Consider the following 16,432-nt stretch of genomic DNA (forward strand, 5'->3'; position numbering starts at 1 on the left):
TCCACCATGCTGCTCAAGGCGGTAGCGTCGTGGAAGTACCCACTATTTACTGCGGTACTTACCTTTTGGTAAGTGAGGAGCGGCAGCCATGGCGAAAGCACCGCGCAACGGCCCCTACATCTGCGGGATCGACGCCGCACTCGACGTCGTCAGCGGCAAATGGAAGGGCCTCGTCCTCTGGGAGCTGCACGCGCACGGCATCCGGCGCTTCGCCGAACTGCGCCGCGCGCTGCCGGGAGTGAGCGAGAAGATGCTGACCCAGCACCTGCGCCAGATGGAAGAGGACGGTCTCGTCCACCGCACGGTCTACGCGGAAGTCCCGCCGAGGGTGGAGTACGGGCTGACCGAGGCGGGCGAGGCGCTCAACGAGGCGCTGCTGCCGCTCGGTGAATGGGGGCAGAACCGGATCCGGCGCAACGGCCTCGACGTCGTCGCGCACCCCGACTCCGAGGTGTCGGCTTCCGCTTAGAACCCGCCGCCGAAGTCCCCGCCTCCGAACCCTCCCCCGTCCCCGAAGCCGCCGCCGAAGTCGCCGGAGCCGAAGTCGGAGCCCGAGCTGTCGCCGCCCTCGAAGCCGCCCTCGCCGGAGCCGTAGTCCGTGGCCGCGTAGGCCGGGCTCGCCATCATGTGGCCGAGCATCGTGCCCATGAGCAGACCCGGCAGCAGGCCGCCGCCGAAGTAGCCGCCCGCCCAGGGGCCGTACACCGGTCCCGCCTCGTAGTACGGGCGGCGGCCGGTGGGGGTGTCGACGGTGCGGACGGCGGGGTCCTCACCCTCTTCGATCCGCGTACGGTCCGCCGCGCAGACCGGCACGTCTCGCGGCGTACCGCCCTCGGGGGCCCAGGACATGTCCGCTACGGCCGGGCCGTGGCGCGGATCGAAGAAGCACGGAGGCCTGCGGACCGGCAGCTCGCGGCCCTCGCGGCGCGCGGCCAGGACGGCGAGCGCGAACCGGCCGTCCTCGATCGCCTCGGTCACACCGCGCACGTCCTCGGGCCGTTCCGCCTGGCCCATCAGGGACTTGGCCTTGTCGTACGCGTCGAGGGCGTGCTCGTAGTCGGTGCGCATCTCGTCCGTGGCGCCGGGTTCGCTCGGGTGGAAGTCCAGACGGTCCAGTTCCTCGCCGAACGCGGTGATGTCCTCGTCGACGACGACTCGCAGCTTGGCCAGGGCCGCCCACTCGGCGTCGGCCTTGCGCTTGCGGTTCCGCCTCACCAGCGCGTACGCACCGGCACCGCCGGCGAGGGCGACCGCGCCCAGACCGATCAGGGCGGCGGGGTCGAAGTCGTCGGCCGCGGTGTCCCAGGAGGCGGGGGCGGAGCCGGCGGCGTCGCGGACCGCCAGGTCGACGAAGCTGTTGAGGCGCTCCGTGACGGTGGTGCCCTCGACGCTCTCCTTGATGTTGTTCAGCGCATTCGAGGGCAGCGTGCTGGGGTTCGCCGCAGCGTTCAGCCGGTCCCCGACGCCGATGACGTAGACGCCCTCCACACCGGTCTGGGTCCGCAACCGGTTGAAGAGGGTGTCATCCGTCGGATAGTCCTGCGGCAGCACAGCCACGAACACCGGCTTGTCCGCGTTCTCGATCTTCGTGGCGAGAGCGTCCGCATCCGCGGCGGAGAGCAGGCCGGAGGCCGCGGGGTCGACGTAGACAGGGCTCTTCTTCAGGGCCTGTGCCACTTCGGACACGGGCGTCGCGGCCTGTGCCCCGGGTGCCACTGTGAAGGCGACACCCAGGGCCAGAAGCAGTGCCAGGATCACTCGGACGGTGATCCGTACCGATATGAGAGGCCTCATACCTCGACGGTAACTCGGTCGGCCGTCATTCGACCGGCCTAGGAGGCCACCGGTTGCAGGCCTCGGGTCGGGCGGCTACTCCGTGGGCTCGACCCCGGCGCGCAGCAGACCGTAGGTGTACGCGTCCTCCAGGGCCTGCCAGGAGGCGGCGATGACGTTCTCCGCGACGCCGACGGTGGACCACTCGCCGGTGCCGTCGGAGGTCGAGATCAGGACGCGGGTCGTGGAGGACGTGCCGTGCGTGCCCTCCAGGATGCGGACCTTGTAGTCGACCAGCTCCAGCTTGGACAGCTCCGGGTAGAACCGCTCCAGGCCGACGCGCATCGCCATGTCGAGGGCGTTGACCGGACCGTTGCCCTCGGCCGTGGAGACGATCCGCTCGCCCTTCGCCCAGAGCTTCACCGTGGCCTCGTTGGCGTGCGTGCCGTCGGGGCGGTCCTCGGTGATGGCGCGCCAGGACTCGGTACGGAAGTAGCGGCGCGGGCGGCCCTCGACCTCCTCGCGGAGCAGCAGCTCGAAGGAGGCGTCGGCGGCCTCGTACGAGTACCCCTTCAGTTCGCGCTCCTTGACGCGCTGGACGACGCGGCCGACCAGCTCGCGGTCGCCGCCCAGGTCGACGCCGAGTTCCTTGCCCTTGAGCTCGACGGAGGCGCGGCCCGCCATGTCGGAGACCAGCATGCGCATGGTGTTGCCGACGAGCTCGGGGTCGATGTGCTGGTACAGGTCCGGGTCGACCTTGATGGCGGAGGCGTGCAGGCCCGCCTTGTGCGCGAAGGCCGAGACGCCGACGTACGGCTGGTGCGTGGAGGGGATGAGGTTGACGACCTCGGCGATGGCGTGCGAGATCCGGGTCATCTCGGCGAGCGCGCCCTCGGGCAGGACCTGCTTGCCGTACTTGAGCTGGAGGGCGGCGACGACCGGGAAGAGGTTGGCGTTGCCGACGCGCTCGCCGTAGCCGTTGGCGGTGCACTGGACGTGGGTGGCGCCCGCGTCGACGGCGGCGAGGGTGTTGGCGACGGCGCAGCCGGTGTCGTCCTGGGCGTGGATGCCGAGCCGGGCGCCGGTGTCGGCGAGGACGGTGGCGACGACGGCCTGGACCTGGGCGGGGAGCATGCCGCCGTTGGTGTCGCAGAGGATCACGACGTCGGCGCCGGCCTCGGAGGCGGTGCGGACGACGGACTTCGCGTACGTGGGGTTGGCGCGGTAGCCGTCGAAGAAGTGCTCGCAGTCGACGAAGACGCGGCGGCCCTGCTCGCGCAGGTACGACACGGTGTCGGCGATCATCGCGAGGTTCTCGTCGAGCGTGGTGCGCAGGGCGAGTTCGACGTGCCGGTCGTGGGACTTGGCGACGAGTGTGACGACCGGGGCGCCGGAGTCGAGGAGGGCCTTGACCTGCGGGTCGTCGGCGGCCTTCACATGCGCCCTGCGGGTGGCACCGAAGGCCACCAGCTGGGCGTGCTTGAACTCGATCTCCTGCTTGGCGCGGGCGAAGAACTCGGTGTCGCGGGGGTTGGCGCCCGGCCAGCCGCCCTCGATGAAGCCCACGCCGAAGTCGTCCAGGTGCCGGGCGATGGTCAGCTTGTCCGCGACGGTGAGGTTGATGCCCTCGCGCTGCGCGCCGTCGCGCAGCGTGGTGTCGAAGACGTGGAACGAGTCGTCGGGATTTCCCGTGCTTACCGTCATGCTGATCTGGCTCCTGTTTTTGGATCTCGGTCTGCCGGAATGACCGGTTCCACCGTTCCCCTATGATCCCTCGCGCTCCGTTCCCGGTGTGAGGTGGGCCGGGAAAACAGAAAAACCTCTCGCGGGTGCGAGAGGTCTGCGCGCGGGTCTGGGACGACGGTGTCCGCCCGTACGGGGTGGTACGGAGCGGTCACTGCGGACCGGCGCGCTCGCTGCGAATAATCATCGCGATGCGGAACACGCGGTGAGTTTTGCACAAGTTGCCCCTTCCTGGGGCGGGGGTCTCACGATGCGGTCGGCCGCATGACGTGGTGTCCGTCACGAGGCCGACCGCCTGAACGTCAGGAGACCTTGGCCTCCACGGGAGCGGATACGGAGGCATCCGTGGGGGCATCGGCGCACAAAACCTCCACGCGTCGCTGCGACGCCTGAGCAGTGGTCCGGACCTACGATGCTGGCGCTTCTGTTGTGAACACGACACCCCCACCCTGTCGGGAGGCAGCACGTGAAGCGCACTCTGGCCACCGCCGTGACCCTGGTGGCACTCCCCCTCACCCTCCTACTCCCCGGCTCCCCCGCGGCCGCCGCGTCCGGCGCCGACGAGCCCTCGCCCGCCCCCGGCGTCCGTGCGGGCGCCGACACGTACCAGCGCAGCGCGGACCTCGCGCGCGAGCTGGGCGGGCGCAGTGCGGGCAGTTACCTCGACACCCGCACGGGCGACCTGGTCACCACGGTCACGCGCGAGGCGGACGCCGAACTGGTCCGGTCCCGCGGCGGCACGCCGAAGCTGGTCGAGCGCAGCGGCACCCGGCTGCGGGAGGCGGCCACCGCCCTGGAGAAGGGCGCCAAGATCCCCGGCACCAGCTGGGGCGTGGACCCCAGACGCAACCAGGTCGTCGTCGAGGCCGACTCCACGGTCTCGGCGGCCGGGTACGCCACGATCGAGCGGGTCGCGGGCACCCTGGACGGAGCGGTCCAAGTCACCCGCGTACCGGGCGAGTTCACTCAGGAGGTGGCGGGCGGTGACGCGATCTACGGCGGCGGCTCCCGCTGCTCGGCCGCCTTCAACGTCTCCAACGGCGCGACCCGGTACTTCCTCACGGCCGGGCACTGCACCGACTCGGTCGCGAACTGGAGCGCCTCCTCCGGCGGCCCGGTGATCGGCCGGCGCACCGGGTCGAGCTTCCCGACCAACGACTACGGCATCGTCAAGTACACCGACGGCTCGGCGCCCGCGGGCCATGTGAACCTCTACAACGGCGGCTACCAGGACATCACTTCGGCCGCCACGGCCGTGGTCGGCCAGGCGCTCAAGAAGTCCGGGTCGACCACCAAGGTCACCTCGGGCTCCGTCACGCAGACCGACGTCACCGTGAACTACGGCAACGGCAACTACGTGTACGGCATGGTGAAGACCAACATCTGCTCGTCCGGCGGCGACAGCGGCGGCGCGCACTTCGCGGGCACCACGGCCCTCGGCATCCACTCCGGCTCCGGCGGCACCTGCGACAACGGCGTCGGCTCGGCGGTCTTCCAGCCGGTGCAGGAGGCACTGACCGCTTACGGGGTCGACGTCTACTGATCCGCGTACGGAAGATCGCGTACGGAACCGCCTACGGAACCGCCCACCGAACGGCAAGAGCGGCGCACCCCCCGTCCCGGGGTGCGCCGCTCGGTCATACGCCCAGCGCGTCGTCCACGAACTCCCGTACGTGCGCTATGACTTGATCCCTTGCCGTGCCCGGCAGGCCCACCGCCACATGCAGCGAGAAGCCGTCGAGCAGGGCGCGAAGGCGGGCCGCGAAGCGCTCCGGGTCGACCGCGCGCAGCTCGCCGCGCGAGATGCCCTCGGCGAGCAGCGCCACCAGGTCGCGGTGCCAGGCCTTCTCGATGGCGGCCTGCCGGCCGCGCGACTCGGCCTCCTCGTCCGCGTACTGCGAGCGGTTCCAGACCTCCAGCCACAGCGTCCAGTGCGGGTCGCGGGGCGCGTTCGGGACGTACAGCTCGACATACGCGTCCAGGCGGGCGCGCGCCGGCTCCGTGGAGTCGAGGAGCGTGCGGCGCTCCTCGCCGAGGCGGCCCTCGCTCCACTCCAGGGTCTGCAGGAGCAGCTCGTCCTTCGTCTTGAAGTAGTAGAGAAGGTGGCCGCTGCTCATGCCGACCTCACGGCCGAGCGCGGCCATGGTGAGCCGGTCCAGGCCGCTCTCGGCGATCATCGCCATGGCGGCGGACAGCACCTGGTCGCGCGGTGGGGCGTGCCTGCGCGCGCGGGCTCCCGGAGCCATGCGGGTCTCTCCTCGGATCACACCTTGGGCTGCTGCTGGGTGATGCAGTGGATGCCACCGCCTCCCGCGAAGATCGTACGGGCATCGACGAGGGTGACGGTCCGGTCCGGGAAGAGCCTGCGGAACGTACCGGCCGCGAGCTCGTCGCGCGGATCGTCGAAGGAGCAGAGCACGACGCCGCCGTTGCAGAGGTAGTGGTTGATGTACGAGTAGTCGGCCCAGCCGCCGTCCTCTTCGCGGATCTTGGTGGGCGCGGGCACCTCGACGACCTGGAGGCTTCGGCCCTTCGCGTCGGTCTGGGTGCGCAGGAACTCGACGTTCTCCTGGCAGGGCTCGTGGTCGGGGTGCTCCGGGTCGGGCTGGGTATGCGCGACGACGACTCCGGGTCCGGCGAAGGCGGCGACGATGTCGACGTGGCCGAGGGTGCCGTAGCCGTGCGGGGGGTAGTCGGCGGCCAGGCCACGCTTCAGCCAGATCGCCTTGGTGGTGCCGAGTTTGGCGTGGATCTCCGCCTCGACCAGCTCTTTGGTCCAGCCGGGGTTGCGCTCCGGGCCGAGCTGCACGGTCTCGGTGAGGAGCACGGTGCCTTCGCCGTCCACGTGGATGCCGCCGCCCTCGTTGACGAGCGACGAGCTGTGCACGGGGACTCCGGCCAGGTCGGCGACGTACGAGGCGATCTTCGTGTCGTGCTCCCAGGTGGCCCACTCCTGGGCGCCCCAGCCGTTGAACACCCAGTCCACGGCGGCCAGTTGGGTGCCGTCGGTGACGAAGGTCGGACCGATGTCGCGCATCCACGCGTCGTCCAGCTCCCGCTCGACCAGCTCGATGTCGGGGCCGAGCAGGGCGCGCGCGGAGGCGGACTGGCCGGGGCCGTGGACGACGGTGACCGGCTCGAAGCGGCGTACGGCGCGGGCCACGGCGGCCCAGGCGGCGCGGGACTCTGCCAGCTCCTCGGAGGACGAGAACGTGGTGTTGGGGCCGGGCCAGGCCATCCAGGTGCGCTCGTGCGGGGCCCACTCGGGCGGCATGCGGAACGTCATGGGGATCCTTCTCGCAAGAGGGGTCGGTCAGGGGTCGGTCAGAGGAAGTACAGGCGGTTGAGTGACATCGACTCGACGGGCTCGGAGCGCAGCGGGTCGCCGTCGAGCGTGACGAGGCCGCTGCGTGCGTCCACGTTCACGTCGCCGATACGGGAGTTGAGCAACAGGTCGGCCGGGCCGATGCCGCGGGTGCCGCGCACGGCGACGCGGCGGCGCCGGGTCGGCATCAGGTCGTGCCCGCGGTCGATGGCGGCCTGCGCGACGAAGGCCACGGAGATCTCCGCGGGCGTCGCCCCGTGCGCCCCGAACTGCGGTCCCAGGACGAGGGGTTCGCAGGTGTCGGTGGCGGCGTTGGGGTCGCCGGTGACGCCGTACGCGGGGAAGCCGGACTTGAGGACGAGCTGCGGTTTGGCGCCGAAGAACTGCGGCTGCCACAGCACGATGTCGGCCATCTTGCCGACCTCGATGGAGCCGACCTCGTGCGAAAGGCCGTGCGCGATCGCCGGGTTGAGGGTCAGCTTCGCCATGTAGCGGAGCACGCGCGCGTTGTCGTCGTGCACGCCGTCGCCCTCCATCGGGCCCAGCTCGGCCTTCATCTTCCCGGCCATCGCGAACGTACGCCGCACGGTCTCACCCGCCCGACCCATGCCCTGCGCGTCCGACGAGGTGATCCCGATCGCGCCCAGGTCGTGCAGGACGTCCTCGGCACCCATCGTCCCGGCCCGGATCCGGTCTCGGGCCATCGCCGCATCACCCGGCAGATCCGTCTTCAGGTCATGGACCGAGACGATCATCCCGTAGTGCTCGGCGACCGCGTCCCGCCCGAAGGGCAACGTCGGATTGGTGGACGAACCGATCACATTCGGCACGCCCGCCATCTTCAGCACGTTCGGCACGTGACCGCCGCCGCAGCCCTCGATGTGGAAGGCGTGGATCGTACGACCGTCAAGAACGCTGAGCGTGTCCTCCACCGACAGGCACTCATTCAACCCGTCGCTGTGCAGGGCGACTTGGACGTCATATTCCTCGGCAACGCGCAGCGCGGTGTCCAACGCCCGCGTGTGCGCGCCCATGTCCTCGTGCACCTTGAAGCCGGAGGCCCCGCCCTCGGCGAGCGCCTCCACGAGGGGAGCACCGTCGGAGGACGAACCCCTCGCCAGGAAGCCGATGTTGACCGGCCAGGCATCGAACGCGCCGAACGCATTGCGCAGCGCCCAGGGCGAGTTGACGCCGACACCCCACACCGGGCCGAACTCCTGGCCGATGATCGTGGTGACACCGGAAGCCAGCGAGGCCTCCATCACGCGCGGCGACAGCAGGTGCACGTGGGTGTCCACGGCACCGGCGGTGGCGATCATGCCCTCGCCGGAGACGATGGTGGTGCCGGTGCCGACGACGACGTCCACACCGTCCAGGGTGTCGGGGTTACCGGCCCGCCCGATCGCGGAGATCCGCCCTTCCCTGATCCCGATGGAGACCTTCCGGATCCCCTGCACCGCATCGATCACCAGCACATTGCTGATCACGACATCGCAGGTCTCGCGTACGGCCGCGGCCTTGAGATGCAGCCCGTCACGGGCCGTCTTGCCGAAACCGGCCAGGAACTCGTCGCCGTGCTTCTGCGAGTCCGACTCGACACGGACGACGAGCCCGGAGTCGCCGAGCACGACGCGGTCACCGGCGCGCGGACCGTGCACGGAGGCGTACTCGCGCGGGTCGATGTGCTCGCTGGTCGGCACGCCGTGGTCGGTGTGCCTGGTGGGCCTGCTCATGCTCGGTCTCCCTTCGTGACCCCCAGGTATCCGCAGGCCGCGGCGCGGCGCAGAGCTTCTTCCTTCGCGCCGGGCGCGTCCAGCGCTCCGTCGACGAGACCGGCGAAGCCGATCGCGATCCGAGCGCCCCCGATCGGTACGAGACCGACCTCGGCCTCGCCGCCCGGGTCGAAGCGGAACGACGCCCCGGCGGGGATCGCGAGCCGCATGCCGTACGCCGCGGAGCGGTCGAAGTCGAGCCGCGGGTTGGCCTCGAAGAAGTGGAAGTGCGAGGTCACGCTGACCGGGACGGAAGCCGTGTTCCGCACGGCGAGCCGCACGTCCGGCTCGGGCTCCTCGTGCGCCGGTCCGGGCAGCACGGCGCCGGGGGCCCAGTCACCGAGGGAGCCGCCCCGCAGCGGGTCGGAGACGACGGCGAGGCGGGAGCCGTCGTCGAAGACGGCCTCCACATGCACCTCGGTCACGACGTCGGCGACGCCGGGCAGCACATCGTCCGGGCCGAGCACGGAACGGGCGCGCTCTATGGCCTCGGCGAGGCGCAGCCCGTCACGGGCGGCCTCGCAGACGGTGTCGGCGATCAGGGCGGTCGCCTCGGGGACGTTGAGTCGCAGACCGCGGGCGCGGCGGGCGCGGGCCAGCTCGGCGGCGTTGAACAGCAGCAGCCGGTCCCGCTCGGTGGGGGTGAGTCGCACGGCACTCCCTCGCTTCCAGTTAGCACGACACTCTAAACCCGGATCCGGAATCGGCAAAGGATTGACGCGGAACCTTGACGTACTTCACGGTAGCGAGCCTAGATGAGTTAGAGCACCACTCAAATTGCATGCTCGCACTTACGCCACGGACAGGGGACGCCGATGCCGATCGAACAGCGCGGAGTGGACACCATCCCGGAAGCGGAACGCACCAGCGGCCCGCGTGACCTCATCTCGATCCTGCTCGGCTCGAACCTCTGCCTGGGGGTGATCGTCTTCGGCTGGCTGCCGCCGTCCTTCGGGCTCGGCCTGTGGCCGTCCGTCACGGCGATCGTCGCGGGCACCGCCGTCGGCGTCCTCGTCACGGCCCCGCTCGCCCTGGTCTCACTGCGCACCGCGACCAACCTCTCCACCTCCAGCGGCGCCGCCTTCGGCGTCCGCGGCCGCCTCATCGGCTCGGTCGTGGGCCTGCTGCTGTCGCTCGGCTACACCGCGCTGACGCTGTGGATCGGCGGCGATGTCATGATCGGCACGCTGGCCCGGCTGACCGGGATGCCGGACGGCGGCCTGGTGCACGCCCTGGTGTACGCGCTGCTCGCGGGCGCCACCGTGGTCGGCGCGGTCTTCGGCTACCAGCTGCTGCTCCGCCTCAGCAAGGCGCTCGCCGTCGGCATGACGGTCCTGCTCGCCCTCGGCGTCCTCGCGTACGCGGGCGACTTCACGACCGCCGCCCCGCCCGAGACCCCGTACCTGCTCGGCTCGTTCTGGCCGACCTGGCTGTTCGCCGCGGTCGCCGCGGGGCTCAGCGGACCGGTCGCGTTCATCACCCTGCTCGGCGACTACTCCCGCTACATCTCCCCCACCCGGCACTCCTCGCGGACCGTCCTGCGCGCCACGGGTGTGGGCCTGACGGTGGGCCTCCTGCTCCCGCAGCTCTTCGGCACGTTCACGGCGCTCGCCGCCCGCGCGGGCCTGGACTACGCGGGCCCGCTGGTCGACGCGGCCCCCGGCTGGTACCTGCTCCCGCTCCTGCTCGCCGCCACCGCGGGCTCGGTCGGCAACGCGGGTCTGATGCTGTACTCGATGGGCCTCGACCTGGACGCGATCGTCCCGCGCGCCAGCCGTACGCAGGCCACGGTGATCGTCGCCGTCGTCGCCACCGCGTTCGTCTTCCTCGGCCACTTCGCGTGGGACGCCCAGTCGGCGATGACGTCCTTCGTCCTGCTCCTGACGGCGATCGGCACGCCCTGGGCGGTGATCACCCTCATCGGCCACCGGCGCCTGCGCGGCCGTTACGACCCGGAAGCCCTCCAGGTCTTCAACAACCGCTCCCGGGGCGGCATCTACTGGTACCGCGCCGGCTGGGAACCCCGCGCCACGACGGCCTGGACGGCGGGCGCGCTGATCGGCCTGGCCTCGGTCTCGACCCCGCTGTACGAGGGCCCGCTGCTCGGCCTGACCGGCGGCGTCGACTGCAGCTTCGTGCTGTCGGGGGTGGTGGGGGGTGTGGTGTACGCGCTGCTGAAAGCACCGGTGCCCGCACCGGAGCCGTCCGGTGCGGGCACTACAGAGGTGCGCCAGAGCGTGAGCTCGTAGGCCGTGTCCTTTACGGACACGACCTAGCCCAGCACGTGCATCCAGCCGTGCTTGTCCTCCGCCTTGCCGCGCTGGACGTCGAGGAGCGCGTCGCGCAGTCGCATCGTGACCGGGCCCGGCTCGCCGTTGCCCTGGGTCCACTCGGTGCCGTCCGTCTTGACGGTGCCGACCGGGGTGATCACCGCGGCCGTGCCGCAGGCGAAGACCTCGGTGAGCGTGCCGTTCGCGGTGTCCTCGCGCCACTGGTCGATGGAGACGCGCTCCTCCACGGACTCGTATCCGAGGTCACGGGCGACCTCCAGGAGCGAGTCGCGCGTGATGCCCTCCAGGATCGAGCCGGTGAGGGTCGGCGTGACGATCTTGTCCTGGTACACGAAGTACAGGTTCATGCCGCCGAGTTCCTCGACCCACTTGTGCTCCACGGCGTCGAGGTAGCAGACCTGGTCGCAGCCCTGCTCCGCGGCCTCGGCCTGGGCGAGCAGCGAAGCGGCGTAGTTGCCGCCGGTCTTGGCGTCGCCCATGCCGCCGGGCACGGCGCGCACGCGGTCCTGGGAGGCCCAGATGGAGACGGGCTTCACGCCACCGGGGAAGTACGCGCCGGCGGGGGACGCGATCACCACGAACAGGTACTCGCTCGCGGGCTTCACGCCGAGCCCGACCTCCGTGGCGATCATGAACGGCCGCAGGTAGAGCGACTCCTCCCCGCCGTGCGCCGGAACCCACGCCTTGTCGTGCTGGACGAGCACGTCGCAGGCCTCGACGAAGGTCTCGACGGGCAGCTCCGGCATGGCCAGACGGCGGGCCGAGGCCTGGAAGCGGCGGGCGTTGGCGTCGGGCCGGAAGGTGGCGACGGAGCCGTCGGGGCGGCGGTAGGCCTTGAGGCCCTCGAAGATCTCCTGCGCGTAGTGCAGGACGTTCGTCGCCGGGTCGAGCGACAGCGGGCCGTACGGCACCAGCTGACCGTCGTGCCAGCCACGCCCCTCCGTCCACTTGATGGTGACCATGTGGTCGGTGAAGTGGCGGCCGAATCCGGGGCTGGCCAGGATCGCGTCCCGGTCCGCGTCGGAGAGCGGCCTCGAGGAGGGCTTGAGCTCGATCGTGGGCGTCGTCATGAGTGCTTGTCCTTCACCGTTTCGTGTGTGTCGGACCGCGCTCACGCCGCCCTGAGGCGACTTGTCTCGTACTCGCTCATCCCGCATTCCGCGGCCCCACGTCCGATTATCGCTCGGCTGGGGCTGTGACTGAAAACGGTGTGGCTGCGGTCCAGATGTCGATGGTGGCACCCGGAGGCGCATACGAGAAGCCGCCGGGTGCGTGTGCGACCCGGCGGCTTGGTAACCCCTGAGGTGGAGCGGCCGGGTCAGCCGGCTACTCGCCCGGCGAGCGCGTCGCCGATCTCGTCCGTGGTACGGGAGTTCTCGCCGCGCTCGGCCAGGTCGGCGGAGACGGCGTCCTCGATGCGCGCGGCCTCGGCGTCGTACCCGAGGTGGCGCAGGAGGAGAGCGACGGAGAGGACCGTGGCCGTGGGGTCGGCCTTGCCCTGACCGGCGATGTCCGGGGCCGAGCCGTGCACGGGCTCGAACATGGACGGGAACTCGCGGCTCGGGTTGATGTTCCCGGAGGCCGCGACGCCGATGCCGCCGGAGACGGCCGCGGCGAGGTCGGTGATGATGTCGCCGAAGAGGTTGTCGGTGACGATCACGTCGAAGCGGGCCGGGTCGGTGACGAGGTAGATCGTCGCGGCGTCGACGTGGATGTAGTCGGTGGTGACCTCGGGGAACTCCTCGGCCACGCGGTTGAAGACGTCCGTCCACAGGTGACCGGCGTACGCGAGCACGTTGTTCTTGTGGACCAGGGTCAGCTTCTTGCGCGGGCGGGCCTGGGCGCGGGCGAAGGCGTCCCGGACGACGCGCTCGACGCCGAAGGCCGTGTTCACGGAGACCTCGGTGGCGACCTCGTGCGGGGTGCCCTTGCGGATCGTGCCGCCGTTGCCGGTGTACGGACCCTCGGTGCCTTCGCGTACGACGACGAAGTCGATCTCGGGCTCGCCCTTGAGCGGCGTCGAGACGCCGGGGAGCAGGCGCGAGGGGCGCAGGTTGACGTGGTGGTCGAAGAGGAAGCGGAGCTTCAGCAGGAAGCCGCGCTCCAGGACGCCGGACGGGACGCTCGGGTCGCCGATGGCGCCGAGGAGGATCGCCTCGTGCTTCTTGAGGGCGTCCACGTCGGCGTCGGTGAGGGTCTCACCGGTGGCGTGGTACCGCTTCGCGCCGAAGTCGAACTCCTTCGTCTCCAGCTTCACATCCTGCGGGAGCACCGCGGAGAGCACCTTGAGCCCCTGGGCTACGACCTCCGGGCCGATGCCGTCGCCGGGGATGACTGCGAGATTGATGCTGCGAGACATGGTTTGAGGGTACGCGGTTGTCTTACCCGGTGACATTCGCTGTCCGTTATTTGGACGCACCCCCTGAGGGCTCCGCCCCCGGCCCCCCGCTCCTCAAACGCCGGAGGGGCTGATCGCGCAGTTCCCCGCGCCCCTGTCAATCCAGCCCGTCCGGCGTATCAACACCGTTCGTTCACCCAAAAGCCTGGCCCCAGTTGGAAGTTACTGGCAAGTTCGGCCGCATGGACACGCCTGACGTCGGTATCCCGAAACAGCTAGCGCAGCGCCTGAGCATGCCGGAGCAGCACGAGTACCTGCGGGCCAAGCACGCCCGCCCCAAGGTCTCCCGGCGCGGAGCGCTCATCGGTGGGCTCGCGACGGCGGGCGCGGCGGGCGGCGCGGGGCTGCTCGTCGGTTCGGGGAGCGCCGCCGCGGCCTCCCCCGCGCCGGCCACGAGCGGCGCCACCGCCAAGGTGGACGGCTCGCTCGTCGCCCCCTTCGGCCGACACCTCGCCTTCGGCGCCGATCCGACGACGCAGATGCGGATCTCCTGGCAGGTCCCGTTCGCGGTGAAGCAGCCGTACGTCCGGATCGGCACGACGCCCTGGGAGTTGAGCCGGAAGATCGAGGCGGAGGTGCGCCCGCTGCACACCCCGGCCCTGTCGAAGAAGCTGCCGGAGGTGGAGCAGTACTACCTGCACGCCGCCTTCGACCACCTGAAGCCGGGCACTACGTACTACTACGGCGTCGGCCACGAGGGCTTCGACCCGGCCGCGCCCGAGCGGATGGGCACCATCGGCACGTTCCGTACCGCGCCCGCGAAGCCGGAGAAGTTCGTGTTCACGGCCTTCGGCGACCAGGGCGTGAGCTACCACGCCCTCGCCAACGACCAGTTGATCCTCGGTCAGAACCCGTCGTTCCACCTGCACGCGGGCGACATCTGCTACGCGGACTCCAGCGGCCTGGGCAAGGAGTCGGACACGTACGACGCACGCGTGTGGGACACGTTCCTCGCGCAGACCGAGTCGGTGGCGAAGTCCGTGCCGTGGATGGTGACGACCGGCAACCACGACATGGAGGCCTGGTACTCGCCGAACGGCTACGGCGGCCAGTCGGCCCGCTGGTCGCTCCCCGAGAACGGCTTCGACCCCGAGAACGCCCCGGGCGTCTACTCGTTCCGCTACGGCAGCGTCGGCGTGGTGGCCCTGGACGCCAACGACGTCTCGTACGAGATCCCCGCCAACAAGGGCTACACGGACGGCAAGCAGACCGCCTGGCTGGACAAGCGCCTCGCCGAGCTGCGCGCGGACGCGGACGTCGACTTCATCGTGGTCTTCTTCCACCACTGCATGTACTCGACGTCCACGCACGCCTCGGACGGCGGGGTGCGCGACGCCTGGCTGGAGCTGTTCACCAAGCACCAGGTGGACCTGGTGATCAACGGCCACAACCATGTGTACGAGCGCACGGACGCCGTGAAGAACGGCGAGGTCGGCAGGCCCGTGCCGGTCGGCGGGAGCACGGACCCGACGCGTGACGGCATCGTGTACGTCACGGCCGGCGGCGCGGGCAAGGAGCTGTACGGCTTCGGGCCCGGCGTGAAGGACAGCTACGAGGGCCACGTGAACGACCGGGAGTCGATCGTCACGTTCCACTGGACGAAGCTGCGGCTGCCCGACCCGGACACGGTGGAGTGGTCACGGGTGCGGTACACCGGCTACTCGTTCCTCGCGGTGGAGGTGGAGACCGGAGCGAAGCCGCGGATGACGGTCTCCGCGCTCGCCGAGAGCGGCGAGCGCATCGACCACTTCGAGGTCGTACGGGGTGGTCAGCGGGGCGATCGGGGCGGCAGCGCCGCTCAGTGACCCGTCTCGCCGCCGTTGTCCCTCCGGTCGAGAGCGCGCTGGAGGGCGGCGGCGGCGTTCTTGCGCTCGGTCTCCCCGATGCGGGGGGCGCGGCGGACTCGGCGGGCGGCGACGGTCGTCTCGGTCATGAGGATTCGACTCCTTGAGGGGCACGACGGAGTGCGGAGAGGGGGGTACGAGACGCCGGAGGGGCGGGGAGCGGGGGCGGCAGGGGTTGCCTGCGGGGGTGCCCGGCTCACGACCGCCATTCGCTGGATCGAGCGAGACGTTCGGCTCCTACCAAGCTAAGCGAGCATCGAGCCGCTGTCTCTACAATTACTCGGACTTCCTACTATCTGAGACGGCGATCATGAAGCGGAGCCCGCGGAGGCCTCTCTTCCTGCGCCGCCGCTCAGCCCTTGAGCTCCCTCAATTCCCTGATCAGCGCCCTGACTACGGGTGTTCCGGCGAGCTCGGGCGTCGTCACCCAGCCGATCGAGCGGAACGGGCGGTCCGGGCCGAGATCGGTGATCTGAACCGAGGGCGGTGCTCCGGTCAGCGAGAGCTCGGGCATGATCGCCATTCCGTGACCGGCGCTCACCATCGACAGCACCGCTCCGTCGTCCCCGGTCTCGACGGTGGCGCGCGGGATCCAGTCCTGCTCGCTCCACCAGCGCCGGGTGTACGAGCCGCAGTTCTCCACCCAGTCGACCAGCGGCAGCGACCGCGGATCGGGGTGCCCGGCCGGATGCACGAACGCGTACGCCTCCTCCCGGAGCACGTCGCCGGTCAGGCCCGGCAGGATCGGCGAGGTCTCCCCGATCGTGGCGATCCCGACGTCCGCACGCCCGGCGAGCACCTCGCCCCCCGTGCCCGCGCCCACTTCGCGTACGACCTTGACGCGGGCGTCGATCCCCGGGTGCCGTTCGCGCAGCCGCCCCAGCGCCTCGGGCAGCAGATGCAGCGCGGCGCTGCGGAAGGCGGCGATCCGCAGCGGGCCCTCGATCCGGCCGCGCTCCGCGCCGCGCACCTCGGCGGCCATCGCGTCGAGCAGATGCAGCACGCGGCGCGCGTAGGCCACGGCGCGCTCCCCCGCCGCGGTCGGCGCCGCCCCCGCGCGTCCCCGCGTGAACAGCACGGCACCGAGCTTGCGCCCACCCGTCTCCCGCCACCGCCCTACTCGAGGCCCTTCGGGCCGCCCCTCAGGATGGTGCCCCGCACCGAGTGCGAGACCGCGGACTGCGTCAGTCCGAGCGCCGAGGCCGCCGACGAGAAGCCGCCCCGCTCGGCCACGGCGACGAGCGTCCGCAGTTCGTGCGGTGCCAGATCCTGCTCGGCCATCGCGC

The 16,432-nt window shown here is 70.7% G+C and carries 13 protein-coding genes and 1 pseudogene; 4 read left to right on the forward strand and 10 right to left on the reverse strand.

Annotated features, from left to right (window positions below):
• Positions 1-88 precede the first annotated feature (88 nt).
• Positions 89-469 (forward strand): helix-turn-helix domain-containing protein, encoded by a 381-nt coding sequence (locus tag RCO28_RS05365; RefSeq protein WP_308939788.1) that lies wholly within the window; start codon positions 89-91, stop codon positions 467-469.
• Here RCO28_RS05365 and RCO28_RS05370 read toward each other — a convergent pair.
• Both RCO28_RS05370 and cimA read right to left on the reverse strand, forming a co-directional pair.
• Entirely contained in the window at positions 466-1,794 is a 1,329-nt protein-coding gene (locus RCO28_RS05370) for a hypothetical protein (RefSeq protein WP_308939789.1), read from the reverse strand. The two genes, RCO28_RS05365 and RCO28_RS05370, sit on opposite strands and share 4 nt — an antisense overlap.
• 75 nt (positions 1,795-1,869) lie before the next feature.
• Positions 1,870-3,477 (reverse strand): citramalate synthase, encoded by a 1,608-nt coding sequence (gene cimA / locus RCO28_RS05375; protein ID WP_308939790.1) that lies wholly within the window; start codon positions 3,475-3,477, stop codon positions 1,870-1,872.
• 505 nt (positions 3,478-3,982) lie between these two features.
• On the opposite strand from cimA, the gene RCO28_RS05380 reads away from it, so the two are divergent.
• Positions 3,983-5,059 carry a S1 family peptidase gene (locus RCO28_RS05380; protein WP_308939791.1) on the forward strand — a complete coding sequence of 359 codons (1,077 nt, stop codon included), beginning with the start codon at positions 3,983-3,985 and terminating at the stop codon, positions 5,057-5,059.
• Between the two features lie 94 nt (positions 5,060-5,153).
• Here the strand turns inward: RCO28_RS05380 and RCO28_RS05385 are convergent, their stop codons facing one another.
• Genes RCO28_RS05385 through ureA form a run of 4 tightly spaced genes read right to left on the reverse strand, consistent with a single transcriptional unit; the run spans position 5,154 to position 9,266 of the window.
• Complete coding sequence (locus RCO28_RS05385; protein WP_308939792.1) at positions 5,154-5,762, reverse strand: TetR/AcrR family transcriptional regulator; 609 nt, start codon at positions 5,760-5,762, stop codon at positions 5,154-5,156.
• Between the two features lie 17 nt (positions 5,763-5,779).
• Positions 5,780-6,802: an agmatine deiminase family protein gene (locus RCO28_RS05390; RefSeq protein ID WP_308939793.1), complete on the reverse strand. Its 1,023-nt coding sequence runs from the start codon at positions 6,800-6,802 to the stop codon at positions 5,780-5,782.
• A 38-nt stretch (positions 6,803-6,840) separates the two neighbouring features.
• Complete coding sequence (locus RCO28_RS05395) at positions 6,841-8,574, reverse strand: urease subunit alpha (RefSeq protein WP_308939794.1); 1,734 nt, start codon at positions 8,572-8,574, stop codon at positions 6,841-6,843.
• On the reverse strand, positions 8,571-9,266 hold the full coding sequence (gene ureA, locus RCO28_RS05400) for an urease subunit gamma (protein ID WP_308939795.1): 696 nt from the start codon (positions 9,264-9,266) through the stop codon (positions 8,571-8,573). The genes RCO28_RS05395 and ureA overlap by 4 nt, the downstream gene beginning before the upstream one ends.
• A 162-nt stretch (positions 9,267-9,428) precedes the next feature.
• Between ureA and RCO28_RS05405 the strand changes: the two genes are divergently transcribed.
• On the forward strand, positions 9,429-10,862 hold the full coding sequence (locus RCO28_RS05405) for a cytosine permease (protein ID WP_308939796.1): 1,434 nt from the start codon (positions 9,429-9,431) through the stop codon (positions 10,860-10,862).
• 23 nt (positions 10,863-10,885) lie between these two features.
• Here RCO28_RS05405 and RCO28_RS05410 read toward each other — a convergent pair whose 3' ends face one another.
• Together RCO28_RS05410 and RCO28_RS05415 are read right to left on the reverse strand one after the other, a co-directional pair.
• Positions 10,886-11,974, reverse strand: coding sequence for a branched-chain amino acid aminotransferase (locus RCO28_RS05410; RefSeq protein ID WP_308939797.1), 1,089 nt, complete (start codon positions 11,972-11,974; stop codon positions 10,886-10,888).
• Positions 11,975-12,222: 248 nt separating this feature from the next.
• On the reverse strand, positions 12,223-13,263 hold the full coding sequence (locus RCO28_RS05415; protein ID WP_308939798.1) for a 3-isopropylmalate dehydrogenase: 1,041 nt from the start codon (positions 13,261-13,263) through the stop codon (positions 12,223-12,225).
• 221 nt (positions 13,264-13,484) lie between these two features.
• On the opposite strand from RCO28_RS05415, the gene RCO28_RS05420 reads away from it, so the two are divergent.
• The gene (locus RCO28_RS05420) at positions 13,485-15,107 is read left to right on the forward strand and encodes a metallophosphoesterase family protein (RefSeq protein WP_308939799.1); all 1,623 of its coding nucleotides are present in this window, start codon (positions 13,485-13,487) and stop codon (positions 15,105-15,107) included.
• Here the strand turns inward: RCO28_RS05420 and RCO28_RS05425 are convergent.
• Together RCO28_RS05425 and RCO28_RS05430 are read right to left on the reverse strand one after the other, a co-directional pair.
• A complete protein-coding gene (locus RCO28_RS05425; protein WP_282539081.1) occupies positions 15,101-15,235 on the reverse strand; it encodes a hypothetical protein in 135 nt (44 codons plus the stop codon). The genes RCO28_RS05420 and RCO28_RS05425 overlap by 7 nt on opposite strands.
• A gap of 263 nt (positions 15,236-15,498) precedes the next feature.
• Positions 15,499-16,427: pseudogene (locus RCO28_RS05430) on the reverse strand (LysR family transcriptional regulator).
• Positions 16,428-16,432 lie beyond the last annotated feature (5 nt).

It is taken from the genome of Streptomyces sp. LHD-70, assembly GCF_031157275.1.
Classification (GTDB): Bacteria; Actinomycetota; Actinomycetes; order Streptomycetales; family Streptomycetaceae; genus Streptomyces.